Consider the following 15122-nt stretch of genomic DNA (forward strand, 5'->3'; position numbering starts at 1 on the left):
CTAATTTCTAAATCGTACACATTTTAGTAAATTTACCGAATTACAAAAATCTTAAATCCAATTGTAGAATGGCATTTGACATTGACATGATAAAAGGGGTTTACGCCTCAATGGGAGAGCGAATAGAAAAAGCTCGTGAATTAGTAGGAAGACCTTTAACCCTTTCAGAGAAAATATTATACTCACATTTATGGGAAGGAACGCCTTCCAAACAATTTTCAAGAGGTAAGGATTATGTTGATTTCGCCCCTGATAGAGTCGCTTGTCAAGATGCTACCGCGCAAATGGCCTTGCTACAGTTTATGCATGCGGGAAAGCCAAAAGTGGCAGTCCCCACCACTGTACATTGTGATCACTTGATACAAGCTAAGGTCGATGCAAAAACAGATTTAAAACGTGCAAACGAAACAAGCAATGAGGTTTTTGATTTTCTAGAGTCAGTTTCGAATAAATATGGTATTGGTTTTTGGAAACCAGGTGCAGGAATTATTCACCAAGTGGTCCTTGAAAACTATGCATTCCCTGGTGGAATGATGATCGGTACCGATTCCCATACTGTAAATGCTGGTGGTTTAGGAATGGTCGCCATTGGAGTTGGTGGAGCAGATGCTGTTGATGTTATGGCCGGAATGGCTTGGGAATTAAAATTCCCCAAATTAATAGGCGTGAAGTTAACTGGAAAACTTTCTGGTTGGACTGCACCCAAGGATGTAATCTTAAAAGTGGCGGATATTCTCACAGCTAAAGGGGGGACTGGCGCTATTATTGAATATTTTGGAGAGGGAGCAATATCAATGTCCTGTACTGGAAAAGGTACAATATGTAATATGGGTGCTGAGGTAGGAGCTACCACATCTACATTTGGATATGACGAGTCTATGGACCGTTATTTGCGCGCTACAGATAGAGTAGATGTTGCTGATGCAGCCTTAGAGGTTAAAGAACACCTTACCGCTGATGAGGAAGTGTATGCAAACCCGGAAGAATATTTTGATCAGTTGATAGAGATTAATCTAGATACCTTGGAGCCCCATTTGAATGGACCTTTTACACCAGATTTATCTACCCCTATTTCTAAAATGAGCGAGGTGGCTAAAAAGAACGATTGGCCTTTGAATGTTGAAGTTGGTTTAATAGGATCTTGCACCAATTCTTCTTATGAAGATATCTCAAGAGCGGCTTCTTTGGCTAAGCAAGTTTCAGATAAAAACTTAAAAACAAAATCAAAATTCACGATAACTCCAGGTTCGGAGCAAGTGCGCTATACCATAGATAGAGATGGTTTTATTGACACTTTTAATTCCATTGGAGCTACGGTTTTTGCCAATGCATGTGGACCATGTATCGGAATGTGGGATCGTTATGGAGATAAAGCGGCAAATGGCCCAAGAAATACTATTGTTCATTCGTTTAATAGAAATTTTGCCAAACGTGCGGATGGAAACCCAAATACCCTGGCATTTGTAGGTTCCCCAGAGTTGGTAACAGCAATTGCTATTGCGGGTAGATTGGATTTTAATCCAGTTACAGATAAGTTAATTAATGAAGATGGTGAAGAAGTAATGCTGGATGAACCAAGAGGATATGAATTGCCACCTGAGGGATTTGCAGTGGAAGACGCTGGTTTTATCGCCCCTTCAGAAGATGGTAGTGGAGTACAAGTAGCGGTTTCTCCTACATCTGAACGGCTACAGCTTTTAGAGCCTTTTGTACCGATCACTACAGAAAGCCTTCAAGGCGTAAAATTATTGATTAAGGCATTTGGAAAATGTACCACAGATCATATTTCTATGGCTGGACCTTGGTTACGCTACAGAGGACATTTGGATAATATTGCCAACAATACCTTAATAGGAGCTGTAAATGCATTTAATAAGCAGACAAACTTTGTTAAAAATCAATTGACAGGGGAATACGGAGCCGTTCCAGATGCACAGCGTGCCTATAAAAAAGAAGGGATTAAGACCATTGTAATAGGCGATCATAATTATGGAGAAGGTTCTTCAAGAGAACATGCCGCAATGCAACCTAGACATTTGGGTGTTGCTGCTGTATTGGTGAAATCTTTTGCAAGAATTCATGAAACCAATTTAAAAAAGCAAGGAATGCTTGGTTTGACCTTTGCCAATGAAAATGATTATGACTTGATTCAGGAGGACGACACCTTCAATTTTATTGATATCGCTGACTTTGCCCCAGGGAAACAGTTGACTTTGGAAATTGTACATGCAGATGGCAGCACAGATACGATTATGGCGAACCATACCTATAATCAGTCGCAAATAGATTGGTTTAATGAAGGTTCTGCTTTAAACGTAATTAAGAAAGAGAATGCTTAACTAAGTTCCTAAAGAATTAAAAAACTCCTGATATTGCATCAGGAGTTTTTAGTTTAAACAAAATCAAAAGAAATGAAAGTGAATAAAAAGACCATTTTAAACATTGCGGTGATGCTTTTTATCCTTTCATTCTTTGTGACCCCAATGGGACATTATGGTAAAATTCTCTTGAATAAATTGTTTTCATTTTCACCACCAGTGATTGAGGAAGCAAATAGAGAAAAAATTACCGACTACGATTGGAAGCTAAAAGATGCCGAGTGGAACTTTTTCAATTTTGAAAAGTCTAAAGGAAAGGTGGTTTTTATCAATCTTTGGGCGTCTTGGAGATTGCCTTGCGAAGCAGAGCTAGCTAGCGTTCAAAAAATGTATGACAAGTACCAAGGGAAAATGGATTTCTATATCATTACCAATGAAAATAGACCGCCTGTAGAAGCATTTATGAAAAAACATGGGTTTACTTTTCCTGTAACGTATTTGATTATTGGCGAAAAAACACCGATTAATCCAGATGAAGTTCCGTCATCATATCTCATAGATAAATCTGGAAACATTGTGATTTACAAGCAAAAAATTGCTGATTGGGCTACGTCAAAGGTATATAATCTTCTTGATACACTAATTGTGGAGTAATACCATATGAAACTTTCCAAAGATCAAATCAACAGTGCCATTTGGATACTGGTCATTCTAATTATCTTGTTCACTCCAATTGGTTTTCACCTTAAAGTGTTTGTGGGAAAGCTGTTCGCAGGTAATGCTGATGTTGTGGAGTTAAGTGAACAAAAAACACTTAAGAATTACAATTGGAATCTCGTTGATTTGAAAGGAAACGAACTGAATTTTGAATCGCAAAAAGATAAAGTAGTATTTGTGAACTTTTGGGCTACTTGGTGCCCACCATGTATTGCAGAACTTCCAAGTTTAGTAAAATTACATAATGATTATGGCGATAAAGTGGCATTTTACTTTGTAGCGAATGATGAAAAGACCAAGGTGACTACATTGCTTGAGAAAAAGAACTATCAATTACCAGTTTATTTTGAAATTTCTGAGACTCCGACACAGTTACAATCTAAAAGTATCCCTGCTACTTATATCATAAATAAATCTGGTAACATTGTAGTTGCGGAAAAGGGAGCAGCCAACTGGAACTCAGAAAGTACCAGAAACTTATTGGATAAACTTCTGTTGGAATAAGAGCTGTACCGGTTTATTTTTTAAAATATTTGAACGGAACAAAAAGCATCCCAAAACATTCTCCATCCGCTTTTCCTAAATGTTTATGATGAATCTTGTGCGCACGTCGTACACCTCTTGCATACCAATTGTTGGCATTTCTAAATAGTTTAAAACGCTGGTGGATAAAAATATCATGAACAAAAAAATAGGCTATACCATAAGCTAAAATACCAAAGCCAAGAGGCCATCCGTACCAAAATTCTGTTTCGGCACCTAGATAAAAGCAGACCATACTAACAATAGCGTAGAAAATAAAAAAGGCATCGTTTCTTTCAAACCAAGATTCATGGTCTTTTTTATGATGGTCTTTATGCAGACTCCATAAAAACCCATGCATCACGTATTTATGCGTAAACCAGGCCATAAATTCCATTATGGAAAATGTTGCTAAAAAAATAAGAATCCAAAGGGCAATTTTCATTAGACCAACTGTAATTTATAGTTAAAATAGGATTGGGCCAAAAGTCCGAATTTTTGATAATTCGGTACTCGAATTCGAGAATTTTTTATTTCCAATGGTGGTGTGCTCTGCAATTTCTGAAGTAACTTATTATAATATTTATAAGCCGTGTAGACTCCAAACTTGGCTTGGTCGGGTAATTTCACTATTCCAGAATATCCCTTTGCAAAATCAGCTTTAATTTCATCCACAATTCTTTTCTTGGAGACTTCATCAAGTTCCATTAAGTTGGTATTGGGAAAATAGGTACGTTCCAGTACTTCGTAATCTGCCTTTAAGTCCCTAAGAAAATTTACCTTTTGGAAAGCTGATCCTAAAGCCATTGCCGATTCTTTCAAATCTTCATATTTCTCCTTGTCCCCATTTACGAATACACACAGACACATTAAGCCAACAACATCAGCTGAGCCGTAAATATATTCTTGGTATTCCTCATAGGTGTTGTACTTTTTCTTGGATAGATCCATTCGCATACTTTTCATAAACGATTCCACTAAATGATGTGGAATATCGTATTTATGATAGGTATATTGAAAAGAGTTCAAAATTGGGTTAAGACTTATTTTATTGGCGATTGCATCTTCCATAGCCTTTTCAAAATTTTCAAAAAGCTCCTTTTTATTATAATCGTGAAAAGTATCCACGATTTCATCTGCAAACCGGACAAATCCATAAATATTATAAATATCCGCTCTTATGGAAGTGGCCAACATTTTTGTTGCCAACGAGAAAGAAGTACTGTAGGTTTCAGTAACAATTTTGCTACAGTTGTAGGATACGCTGTCAAAAATAGTTTTCATGGTTTTAAATTTTTTGAATTATCAAATCAGAAACCAATTTTCCAGAAATTAAAGATGGAGGAACACCTGGGCCTGGAACGGTTAGCTGACCGGTAAAAAACAAATTTTTTACTTTGCTACTCTTGAGGTTGGGTCGTAAAAAGGCAGTTTGCCTAAGCGTATTTGCCATACCATACGCATTGCCTTTGTATGAATTGTATTGTTCTATAAAGTCATTTACACAAAAGCTCTCTTTAAAGATAATAGAATTTTTGACATCTTGTTTAGTGCGTTTTACGAATCGGTCAATGACAATATCAAAATATTGGTCTCTTAATTCTGGGGTATCTTCAAGCCCAGGAGCTATAGGAACGAGAAAAAAACCTGTTTCAGCACCTTCTGGAGCCATTGAAGCATCTGTTACGGACGGAAAATTAGCATAAAACAATGGATTGCTTGGCCATTTTGGAGTGTCGTATATCTCCTGAGCGTGTTTTTCAAAATCGGTATCAAAAAAGAGATTGTGATGTTCTATGTTTTGCAGTTTCTTATTAAAGCCTACATAGAAGAGTAGAGAAGAAGGAGCGTATGTTTTCTTGCTCCAATAATTTTCTGAATATTGTCTGTTCTCGCTATCCAATAATGTTTCGGAGTGGTGATAGTCTGCACCACTGACCACAATATCCGCGAGATGAGTTTTTGAGTTACTGTTAATTCCAGCTACTTTTCCGTTCTGCACTAAAATCTTGTTTACCGGGCTGTCTGTATGGATTTTGACGTTTAGCTCTTCTGCTAACCCACGCATGGCCTTTATGATTTCATACATGCCTCCTTTTGGATGCCATGTCCCCAATCCAAAATCAGCAAAGTTCATAAAGCTGTAAAAAGATGGGGTTTTGCTAGGTTTGGCTCCCAAGAACAAGACAGGAAACTCTAGGGTTGATATTAATTTTGGGTTTTTGAATCGCTTTCGAACCTCATGACTTATGGTCTTAAAAAATTGATCTACTCTAAGAATGGTTTCTTTGGTGACCAATTCCATAGGAGACAGACCAGGACGTAATACCACTTTATTTATGGCAATATCATAGTTTTCCTGTGCTTTGTGTATAAAACTCTTTAGATGTGCAGCACTACCAGATTCAATTCGTTCAAATTCTTCACATATTTTTTCCATACAATCCCCAATGGTAATAATATCATCATCAAAAAAGATTTGATATGCGGGATTAAGCTTATCTAGTTGGTAGTAATCAGAGGTCTTTTTTCCAAAATCGGCAAAGAATTTATCAAAAATGTCGGGCATCCAGTACCAACTGGGCCCAATATCAAAGGTGAAACCATCTTTTATGAATTGTCTAGCTCTACCACCGACGGTATCATTTTTTTCAAAAATTTCTACATCAAAACCAGCTTTGGCCAAATAGCAAGAAGCAGATAGAGAGGAAAAACCTGAACCTATAATTATAATTTTTTTCATTTCGGTAAGTTGGGAGGGGATTAAAGTACTTCGATCAGTTGTTCAATAGAATTAAAGGTTTTTATGGTGTTGGGAAGTTCGTTTTCAGAAATATACTGTATTTGATGCCCCAAAACAAAAAGCTTTGATTCACCAGAAGTGTTCAAGGTTTTGGAGAATTTATTGAAATACGTGGTCAATTCATCCTTTGTGGGTGAAACCGTAAAGTAAGAGATGAAATGCACATTGCTATAATATTTGAGCAAATCCGCTAGACTTTCAATGGGCATTGTCTGACCAAGGTAAATGGATTTGTATCCTCTGAGGGTAATTTCATAGTTTAGATATAAGAGTCCTAATTCATGGATTTCATTTTCAGGAAGAAAAAGCGCAAAGACCTTGTCCTTTTGTGTAGGCTCCCTCATTTGCAATTTCTCCGTATTAATGTAAATTTTTTGCTTGATTAAGTGTGTGATAAAATGTTCATGTGCAGGACTAATGGTATCTGTTTGCCATAACAAACCCAGCTCATTCAGCAAAGGAATAAACACTTCGTTGAAAATATCCCTAAACGATCTTTCCGATAATAAACTGCTGTAAGTATTTAGGAATAGGGTCTGATCAAAATTGATCATGGCAAGTTTAAACGCGTTTATAGCGTGATTTTTTTCACTATTGTTGGATACAATTTCCCTAACCATAACCGGTATTAAGGATTCTTCCAGTTTGGCAATTTTGGAAATTTTGTAACCGTTGTTGTAGAGTAAGGTAATGTTAAGAAGCTTTTGTAGGCTTACCAAACTATAAGTCCTAATGTTGGTGCTGGTTCTTTCCGGTGTGAACAGGTTATATCTTTTTTCCCATATCCGTATGGTATGCGCCTTAATCCCGGAGAGGTTTTCCATATCCCGAATGCTGAAGGACTTCTTTACATTGTTCATCTTTTGTCTATAAACGTTAAACAAATTTACAATTTAAATCATGCCAGCCTAATATATGAACACAAAATTTGCTAAGGTTTTAAGGAAATGAATGAGTTTTTGAGGAAATTCAAGATAGTTTTTAACACTATCAATGAGGCACTGAATAGAAAAACCGCAAGTTAATGCGGTTTTGTGCCCACGAGAAGATTCGAACTTCCACGGGATTGCTCCCACTACCCCCTCAAGGTAGCGTGTCTACCAATTCCACCACGTGGGCATTTTTGGAATGTGCGGGCAAATATCGGTAAAAATTATATTGCAAACCAAGCAACTTTTGCAATGTATGATCAGGTCAACAAATTACCAGCATCGTCCCATTCGGCAACAGTTCCTCTTGTGCTTTGATCTACACATTTGGCCAACCATTCCTTATCATAAGAAACACCATGTTGCGCTAACACATCATCAGGAACACCGTTCCAAACATTAGGCATATTGCCTTTATACCCCAGTTCTTCAATACCTATTTTGGTAGTGTAGAATCCTGTTAGGGTAAGATTTCGCATCAAGGAAAAAAACTGGACTTCCAATGGTCTCTCTTCTTCAGGAACAGAGGTATCTGGATATGCAATGGTGTCCAGAATTGATTTTTGCTGCTCTTCAGTAGCAGATTTGAAAGCACTATTGAAATCCGTATTGCATTTATGATCGAGCCACATTAAACCCCCACGCAAAGGGACTTGTAGTTCGGGAATATCTTTTGACATAAATTCGATAAAATCTGGAACATTAGCATCTGTGGCAGCATTTAAGCCATCACCCGGGGGTAGGATTAAATCGCAGAGAACTGCTATGGTATCCATTTCATGCTCATTAAAAAATGTCTGGCTTAGTAATTCTTGATCTAATTTTTTCTCTTTTGGTGTTCTCCCGTAGGCATGTGCTTTTTCCTCAATAAGCGAAGTATCAGCTACTTCTGTTGGCTTTGGATTACATCCATGAACTGCCAATCCACTGGCTACACCACCAAGTAAAATTGATTTTAAACTTTTTCTTCTGTCCATGTTCTAGATGTTTTGTTGTTTTAATTGTTCTACGATATAATCAGAAGTTCGCCATGAAAGTGCTAAAATGGTCCATGTCGGGTTTTTGTCAGCTTGAGAAACAAAAGGTCCTGCGTCAACAATAAAAACGTTTTTGGTGTCATGTAGTTGTTGGTATTTATTGACAACAGATGTTTTCTTGTTATCCCCCATTCTCGTAGTTCCCACTTCGTGAATGATTTTTCCAGGAGCCAGAATGCCATAATCCACCTCTTTTCCGGGTTTATCACCAAGGGGTTCGGCACCAATATTATGCAGTATTTCCTCAAAGGTATCATGCATATGTTTTACCTGTTTTACCTCATGATCCGTCCATTGGTAGTTGAATTTTAACACTGGTATTCCAAATTCGTCAACCTTGGTATTGTCAATTTCACAATAATTGCTCTTCTGTGGAATGGACTCTCCTCTGCCAGAAAAACCAAGAACGGAGCCATAGTATTTCTTAACATCTTCTCGTAGCGTATTTCCATAGCCTCCAACTTTTACCCCAAAGAATTTATTAAACTCGTTGGCATTAAAACCAAATCCATAACCTGGCATTCCCATTCCACCCCAGATTTCAATATGATAGCCTCTTGGAAAATCAAGCTTTTTATTATCCAACCACCAAGGGGTATATATGTGCATACCACCAACGCCATCTTCATTATATGTTTTTCTGTTCATAAGATCTGGAACGAAACCTGCTCTGCCTGTTCCAGTGGAGTCGTGGAGGTATTTCCCTACAATATCACTACTATTGCCTAATCCGTTGGGATGTTGTTTACTCTTTGAGTTTAGCAAAATTCTTGCTGAACTACAGGCTGAGGCTGCCAAAACAACCACCTTGCCTTTAAGTTTGTATTCCTTTCTGTCATCTTTGTTTATATATGAAACGCCTGTTGCTTTGCCCTCCTCATCTGTGGTTACTTCCCTAACCATAGAATTGACAAAAAGGTCTATTTGACCTCCATTCTTTTGAGCCGGGAAGATTAAACAGGTTCCTGCCGAAAAGTCTGCATATACCTGGCAAGCTCTTGAACATTGTCCGCAATAAAAACATACCCCTCTATCTGTATTAATTTTTTTAGTGAGCATAGACATTCTTGAAGGGTAGACAGGAATGTTGGATTTTCTAGCACCTTTAATGTAGAAAAGCTCATGTAATCTTGGTTTAGGCGGGGGAAGAAAAAATCCATCAGGGTCATTTGGTAGCCCCTCATTGGTTCCAAAAACTCCAATTAATTTATCTACTTTGTCATAATAAGGTTTAACATCATCATAACCAATGGGCCAATTATCTCCCAGGCCATCTTGATCTTTTCTCTTAAAGTCTTTTGGTCCAAACCGAAGTGAAATTCTCCCCCAGTGGTTGGTTCTGCCCCCTAGCATTCTTGAACGAAACCAGCTAAATTCACTTCCTTTTTCATTGGTGTAGGGTTCACCTTCAATATCCCAACCTCCATATGCCGAATCAAAATCACCAAAAGGTCTTGTGGTGTTTGCCCCTCTTCTTGGTGACTCATAGGGCCATTTCATTTGTGTCATTTGTTCTGGATCGGCAGGATCAAAAAATGGGCCTGCTTCAACAACGGCAACCTTTAAACCTGCTTCTGAGAGAATTTTGGTAGCCATACCGCCACCGGCACCTGAACCAACAATAATTACATCGTAAACTTGGGAAGATTCAATTATTTGCATCTAATAGAAATTATAGCAGCAAATTATAAAATATTGTAAGAGTTGTAACTGTTTTTTAGCTTTTTAGCAGCAAAACACGTCTGAACAACAAAAAAAGGGAAAGTTGATAAAATAAAAAAAGTCCGAATATCATCGATTTTTCGGACTTTATCATAGTAATATTTGTTATTGGGTACATGTGGTTCAGGCTTAAAGCCACTTCGCTTTATTGGACCAATTAAAATTGAATTTAGCAAGTGGGAATTATTCTAATAAAATTGCCCGTTCTAGAAAAAGAGGAAAACTACTCTTCAAATGCATTAATTTTCCATAAAGGGGTAATTCATATATAAATAAAATATTTATACTTTTGAAGTAAATTCCTACGTTATGATTGGAGTATATGTTTTGACTAAATAAGAGCTTTTGACTACAATTAACAATTCTGCACACTTTCTTATTAAAGATAATCCTGCACCATTGGCGATATTGGATACAGAACTTAAACTCCTTAATCACTCGGATGAGTGGCTGAACGAGCACCATGCATCCACCGACTTGATTGATGGTCAATCATTTTTTGATGTTTTCCCAGAATTTCCAAAGGAATTGATTACAGTTGTTGAAAATTGTTTAAAAGGGAAATCCGATAATAATTCTGGCCGTAAATTCATTCTTCCGCAAGGTAAAATCTGCTGGTATCGCTGGAAAATCAATCCTTGGTACGACGATTATGGCAATGTACAGGGATTAATAGTGTTACTTGAAAATGTCACCGAGGAAAAAATAGAAGAGGAGTTGCTTCTCAAGGCAAAAAAAGTTGCAAGAATTGGGGGTTGGGAAGTCGATCTTATATCTAGCAAGGTTTATTGGACGGCCATAACCAGGGAAATCCATGAGGTTGATTCAGATTATATTCCAAATTTAGAAGAAGGGATAAGTTTCTATAAAGAGGGAGAAGATAGGGATAAAATAACTTTTTTGGTCAATGAGGCAATGCGTAATGGTAAATCCTGGGATACGGAATTACGTATAATAACAGATAAAGGCAATGAGGTTTGGGTAAGGGCCAAAGGTGAAGCCGAAATCATAAATGGGAAGTGTGTCCGTCTTTTTGGAACCTTCCAAGATATAGATAACACAAAGAAAACAGATTTAAAGTATCGAGAGGTATCACAAAGGTTGGCTATTGCAACCTCTGCGGCAGGTGTTGGCATTTGGGAGTATAACATTCCCGAAAATTCACTTATATGGGATGAAAACATGTACCTGCTGTATGGAATCAAAAAGAAAGATTTCAAGGGGGTTTACGAAGCCTGGGAAAAAGCTGTACACCCTGATGATAAGAGCCGTTGCCAAAAAGAAATAGAAATGGCAATAAGTGGGGAAAAGGAATTTGATACGGAGTTTAGGGTGGTATGGCCCAATCAAGATATCCACTTCATAAAAGCAAAATCCATTGTCCTAAGAGATTCGAAGGAGAACCCACTAAAAATGATTGGAATAAACTGGGACATTACTTCAATTAGGGAGGCCGAAGAAAAGCTTAAACGGCTTTTAAAGACCACAACGGACCAAAATGAGGGACTCTCCAATTTCGCCCATATTGTTTCCCATAATTTGAGGTCCCATTCCGCAAATCTATCCATGCTATCAGGGTACTTGTTAAAGTCCGAAGAAAGCGATGATTTTGCAGGATCAAATGAAGAAAAACGAGATGTAACCCGTATGCTGGGAGAAGCTTCTGAAAGTCTTAATGAAACAATCTTGCATCTGAACGAAGTGGTACAAATTCGGTCCGATATCAGTGAAAAGATTAAATTGGTCTCTTTGTCAGATGCTATTGACAGAGTGCTTAAGAACATAGGCAAACTATTAAAAGAAAATAACGCCAATTGCCAAATTAAGGTAAACAAAAAGCATATGGTGCTGGCGGTTCCAGCTTATTTGGACAGTATTTTATTAAACCTTTTTACCAACAGCTTAAAGTATTCACACCCTGATCGCAATCCGGAGATTAGTATTTCCGCCTCGAAAAGAAAAAACCTCATTATTGTAAAGTTTCGGGATAATGGTTTGGGTATTGATCTATCGAGATATGGCAAAAAATTGTTCGGAATGTATAAGACATTCCACAGACATAAAGATGCCAAGGGAATTGGGCTATTTATCACAAAAAATCAAATAGATGCCATGGGCGGAAGAATTGGGGTGGAAAGCATTGTAGGTGAAGGAACAGAGTTTTTGCTGTATTTTAAAACTTAAGAATAATAGATGAAAGCCCTAAAGAATACTTGTATTATTGATGATGATCCCCTTTTTGTTTTTGGAATGAAAATTCTAATTAAACAATTGGGAAACTTTGGTGATCTTATGATTTGTGAAAACGGGGAGGAAGCTATTGAGTGTTTGTCAGAACTTATCGATACAAAAAAAGACCTGCCCAATGTAATATTTTTGGATATTAATATGCCTATTATGGATGGATGGGAGTTTCTTGAAGGTTTTCAAAAAATCCCGTTTGAAGCCAGAAAAAATGTGGCCATTTATATTGTTAGCTCTTCAATTGACTCCCGTGACCTGGAAAGAACGAAAAAGATTGATTTGGTAAATGGCTATATATTAAAGCCAATAACACCGGAAGATCTTAGCTCTGTTTTAGAAGAAGTTGCTTAGTTCACAAAGAAGTTTCTTTTTAATAGTTGATAATAAATTGTTGAGTTATAAAAAACACTGTTTCCATATTTTTCTAAACTACCACAATCACTTATCGGTTTCTTTATTGTTGACTTGATTCTATGGCCTCGTATTTTTGTAGAATTTGAATATGATCGGAAATGTTGGACATTGCACCATTAAAATTGATTGCTATTGCACAGATATTCAGTTTGTGAAACCAGTAAAAACAATATTTTTGGACTAGAAGGCCAACAATAGCTTGAAGAACACCTCTCTTAAGTTTTCCTTATAATAAGGTCAATTGACCAAGCAATTTTATATAGTAGTATCTGTTCCTTAAAACAAACGTTTTAAGGAACTTTTCCATTATTAAGATGTAGAATGCATGAAATGTAAGACCCCTATAAAATGATGACTCCAGTTGATTCTTGAAATTATTTTATACCTATAATGCTTTCTGATCTGACAAATACTGGCCAAAGGATATTCGTACTGAATATTTAAAAAGAATAGATTTCATTACAATGCGCCATAATATAATTCTTTCTCAACTTATTTTTCTATTTTACTCACAAAATCAAGCACAAAAGCTTTAACAGCATTCCAATCCGTATATTCATGGTCTTGAGAAGTGTCGGTATTTCCGCCTTGTTTTTTAGCAATCATTCTCATGATTAGTCGTTTAAAATAATCATATTGTGTATACTTTAATGCTCCTGCAATATGATTGATTTCTCTTGCTTCCCATCCGGTTTGCTTTAAGAATTTTTCAGCTATGGTATTAGCCTCCTCATGCTCCTCATCAATATTGGATGCAACTGCCATAGAAACCGAAAAAAAAGCAGATGGCTTTTTATTAAGCTCATCTATACTTTCCAGAACATAATTATAGATAGAACTTTGATATTTATGCATATGTATCGAACTTCCAATTAAAGTGACATCAAAATCATCTGGTTTAAGAGGTTCTTCTGTAGCATCAGCAATAACTACTTTATGGTTTTCATCTTGAAGGATGTCTTCCATGAATCGAGCAATTTTACGAGTTTGCCCTTCACTTGTACCGTAAATAATAAGTATTTTCATTTTATAATCTTATTTAGTTTTAATAGTGAATTGTTCTTGATAAAAGCTACAAACATCCAAAATCCAATAGCAAGGAGGACATAATAAATAAAAAGATAGACACCTACCTGGGAAATATTGAAGAGGAAAGTGTGAATGCTGTAAGCGTTGCATGTAGAATTATGGGTGGAATTAAACTGAGTGACCTATCATAAAGCCAAACTATAAGTATCCGTACGGGTATTAAACCTGCGTAGTGAAAAAATAAACCAGGTAAAAAGGTTGATAAAACTAAGTTGCCCGAACTATCGCCAGACCCGCTAAAAATGGGAAGGAAATGCCATGCCCCCCAGAATATCCCAATAATTAAACCAGTCTTTAATACGCTATATTTTTCTCTTAGTTTAGGAATTGCATATCCTGACCATCCCAATTCCTCTAAAAGACCACCAACTATTATTCCATAAATCAGTCCACTTAGAATTAGGGTTGTTTTATCATCTTTTGTAACAATGTCTGGAATATATACTTCTGAAAATTGATATAGAATTAAAAGAGAAATAATTGAAAAGGTTGGTATGATAAATAAAGCTATTAGATAGATTGAGCTTCCTAAACACCACTTCAAAAGCTTTTTAAATAACTCGCTGACCCCCTTTTTGCCTTTAGTTAGACCAATCATAATAAAGCCAGCAATACTAGGCCCTAGTAAAAATGGAATCATTGAAATAGGAAGTAATTTATCAAATTGCCTTGCTGTTGCAGGTATTCCTGTTTGGTACGGCACAATCAAAATTCCACCCCATGAAATTATAAATGTTAGAAGGAAGAAGAGTGTAACAGGGCTATTTTTTATGTATTCTCTCATAAATTATTACCAGCATAGGAATACGATTAATGACCAATATATCCTTATATGAACAATACCGATTTAACATGTTTTGCATAATTATTGATCTACCGGTATTTGTTAAAAGATACCTTTAGTCTTTTTGCAATGTAGGATTGGTGGTACTAATTACCTATGACATTAATCAGTATTATGAAAAGACGGATTAGAAGAACGAAGTGGAGAAGAATACTGGTGTCCTGAAAAATGTTCGTATTATGGCACTATTGAATCTGTTGAATAATATTATTTACTTAAGGAGAGCATTTCAAACCCAATAGTTAAAGCATAGTAAGTTGCAATTCCTATAAATCTTAAAATATACTGCGATTAGCAAGCCATCCGTGAACCTGTCCAAGAAGTTCCTGTTTAAACACCTATAGTGCACCAGTAAACCGAAATGGCAAACACAAGTTCATCATAGTTATCAAGTATTTAATGAATGCTTCCTTTAGAATCATCCAATTGTTTTTTAAACTTATAGCCACCCCAATTTTGTCTTTTTAGGCTGTTTTACTATTT

13 protein-coding genes and 1 tRNA gene are annotated in these 15122 nt (G+C 36.6%); 5 read left to right on the top strand and 9 right to left on the bottom strand.

Translation table 11 applies throughout. The features are described from left to right. The first annotated feature begins 68 nt into the window (after nucleotides 1-68). The 3 genes from FVB32_RS17370 to FVB32_RS17380 all read left to right on the top strand — a co-directional run bounded on the left by FVB32_RS17370 (nucleotide 69) and on the right by FVB32_RS17380 (nucleotide 3539). Nucleotides 69-2339: an aconitate hydratase gene (locus tag FVB32_RS17370; RefSeq protein WP_147745140.1), complete on the top strand. Its 2271-nt coding sequence runs from the start codon at nucleotides 69-71 to the stop codon at nucleotides 2337-2339. Between the two features lie 72 nt (nucleotides 2340-2411). After that, nucleotides 2412-2972 (top strand): TlpA family protein disulfide reductase, encoded by a 561-nt coding sequence (locus FVB32_RS17375; RefSeq protein ID WP_147745141.1) that lies wholly within the window; start codon nucleotides 2412-2414, stop codon nucleotides 2970-2972. A 6-nt stretch (nucleotides 2973-2978) separates the two neighbouring features. After that, on the top strand, nucleotides 2979-3539 hold the full coding sequence (locus FVB32_RS17380) for a TlpA family protein disulfide reductase (protein WP_147745142.1): 561 nt from the start codon (nucleotides 2979-2981) through the stop codon (nucleotides 3537-3539). Nucleotides 3540-3552: 13 nt separating this feature from the next. On the opposite strand, the gene FVB32_RS17385 is transcribed toward FVB32_RS17380, so the two are convergent. From FVB32_RS17385 to FVB32_RS17415, 7 genes are all read right to left on the bottom strand, one after another. Continuing rightward, a complete protein-coding gene (locus FVB32_RS17385) occupies nucleotides 3553-4002 on the bottom strand; it encodes a sterol desaturase family protein (protein ID WP_147745143.1) in 450 nt (149 codons plus the stop codon). Continuing rightward, nucleotides 4002-4841, bottom strand: a complete 840-nt coding sequence (locus tag FVB32_RS17390) for a phytoene/squalene synthase family protein (protein WP_147745144.1) — start codon at nucleotides 4839-4841, stop codon at nucleotides 4002-4004. The genes FVB32_RS17385 and FVB32_RS17390 overlap by 1 nt, the downstream gene beginning before the upstream one ends. Before the next feature lie 4 nt (nucleotides 4842-4845). Continuing rightward, nucleotides 4846-6300 (bottom strand): phytoene desaturase family protein, encoded by a 1455-nt coding sequence (locus FVB32_RS17395; protein WP_147745145.1) that lies wholly within the window; start codon nucleotides 6298-6300, stop codon nucleotides 4846-4848. 20 nt (nucleotides 6301-6320) lie between these two features. Then, on the bottom strand, nucleotides 6321-7220 hold the full coding sequence (locus FVB32_RS17400; RefSeq protein ID WP_147745146.1) for a MerR family transcriptional regulator: 900 nt from the start codon (nucleotides 7218-7220) through the stop codon (nucleotides 6321-6323). A 175-nt stretch (nucleotides 7221-7395) separates the two neighbouring features. Then, nucleotides 7396-7479, bottom strand: a tRNA-Leu gene (locus tag FVB32_RS17405). 70 nt (nucleotides 7480-7549) lie between these two features. Continuing rightward, complete coding sequence (locus FVB32_RS17410; protein ID WP_147745147.1) at nucleotides 7550-8266, bottom strand: gluconate 2-dehydrogenase subunit 3 family protein; 717 nt, start codon at nucleotides 8264-8266, stop codon at nucleotides 7550-7552. 3 nt (nucleotides 8267-8269) lie between these two features. Then, a complete protein-coding gene (locus FVB32_RS17415) occupies nucleotides 8270-9988 on the bottom strand; it encodes a GMC family oxidoreductase (RefSeq protein ID WP_147745148.1) in 1719 nt (572 codons plus the stop codon). Between the two features lie 405 nt (nucleotides 9989-10393). Between FVB32_RS17415 and FVB32_RS17420 the strand changes: the two genes are divergently transcribed. Together FVB32_RS17420 and FVB32_RS17425 are read left to right on the top strand one after the other, a co-directional pair. Beyond that, the gene (locus FVB32_RS17420; RefSeq protein ID WP_147745149.1) at nucleotides 10394-12232 is read left to right on the top strand and encodes a PAS domain-containing sensor histidine kinase; all 1839 of its coding nucleotides are present in this window, start codon (nucleotides 10394-10396) and stop codon (nucleotides 12230-12232) included. A 9-nt stretch (nucleotides 12233-12241) separates the two neighbouring features. Continuing rightward, the gene (locus FVB32_RS17425) at nucleotides 12242-12643 is read left to right on the top strand and encodes a response regulator (RefSeq protein WP_147745150.1); all 402 of its coding nucleotides are present in this window, start codon (nucleotides 12242-12244) and stop codon (nucleotides 12641-12643) included. A gap of 555 nt (nucleotides 12644-13198) precedes the next feature. On the opposite strand, the gene FVB32_RS17430 is transcribed toward FVB32_RS17425, so the two are convergent. Both FVB32_RS17430 and FVB32_RS17435 read right to left on the bottom strand, forming a co-directional pair. Next, entirely contained in the window at nucleotides 13199-13732 is a 534-nt protein-coding gene (locus FVB32_RS17430) for a flavodoxin domain-containing protein (RefSeq protein ID WP_147745151.1), read from the bottom strand. A gap of 103 nt (nucleotides 13733-13835) precedes the next feature. After that, nucleotides 13836-14579, bottom strand: a complete 744-nt coding sequence (locus tag FVB32_RS17435) for a CPBP family intramembrane glutamic endopeptidase (protein WP_147745152.1) — start codon at nucleotides 14577-14579, stop codon at nucleotides 13836-13838. Nucleotides 14580-15122 lie beyond the last annotated feature (543 nt).

Origin of the sequence: Flagellimonas hymeniacidonis, from assembly GCF_008040165.1 — a bacterium.
Lineage (GTDB): Bacteria > Bacteroidota > Bacteroidia > Flavobacteriales > Flavobacteriaceae > Flagellimonas > Flagellimonas hymeniacidonis.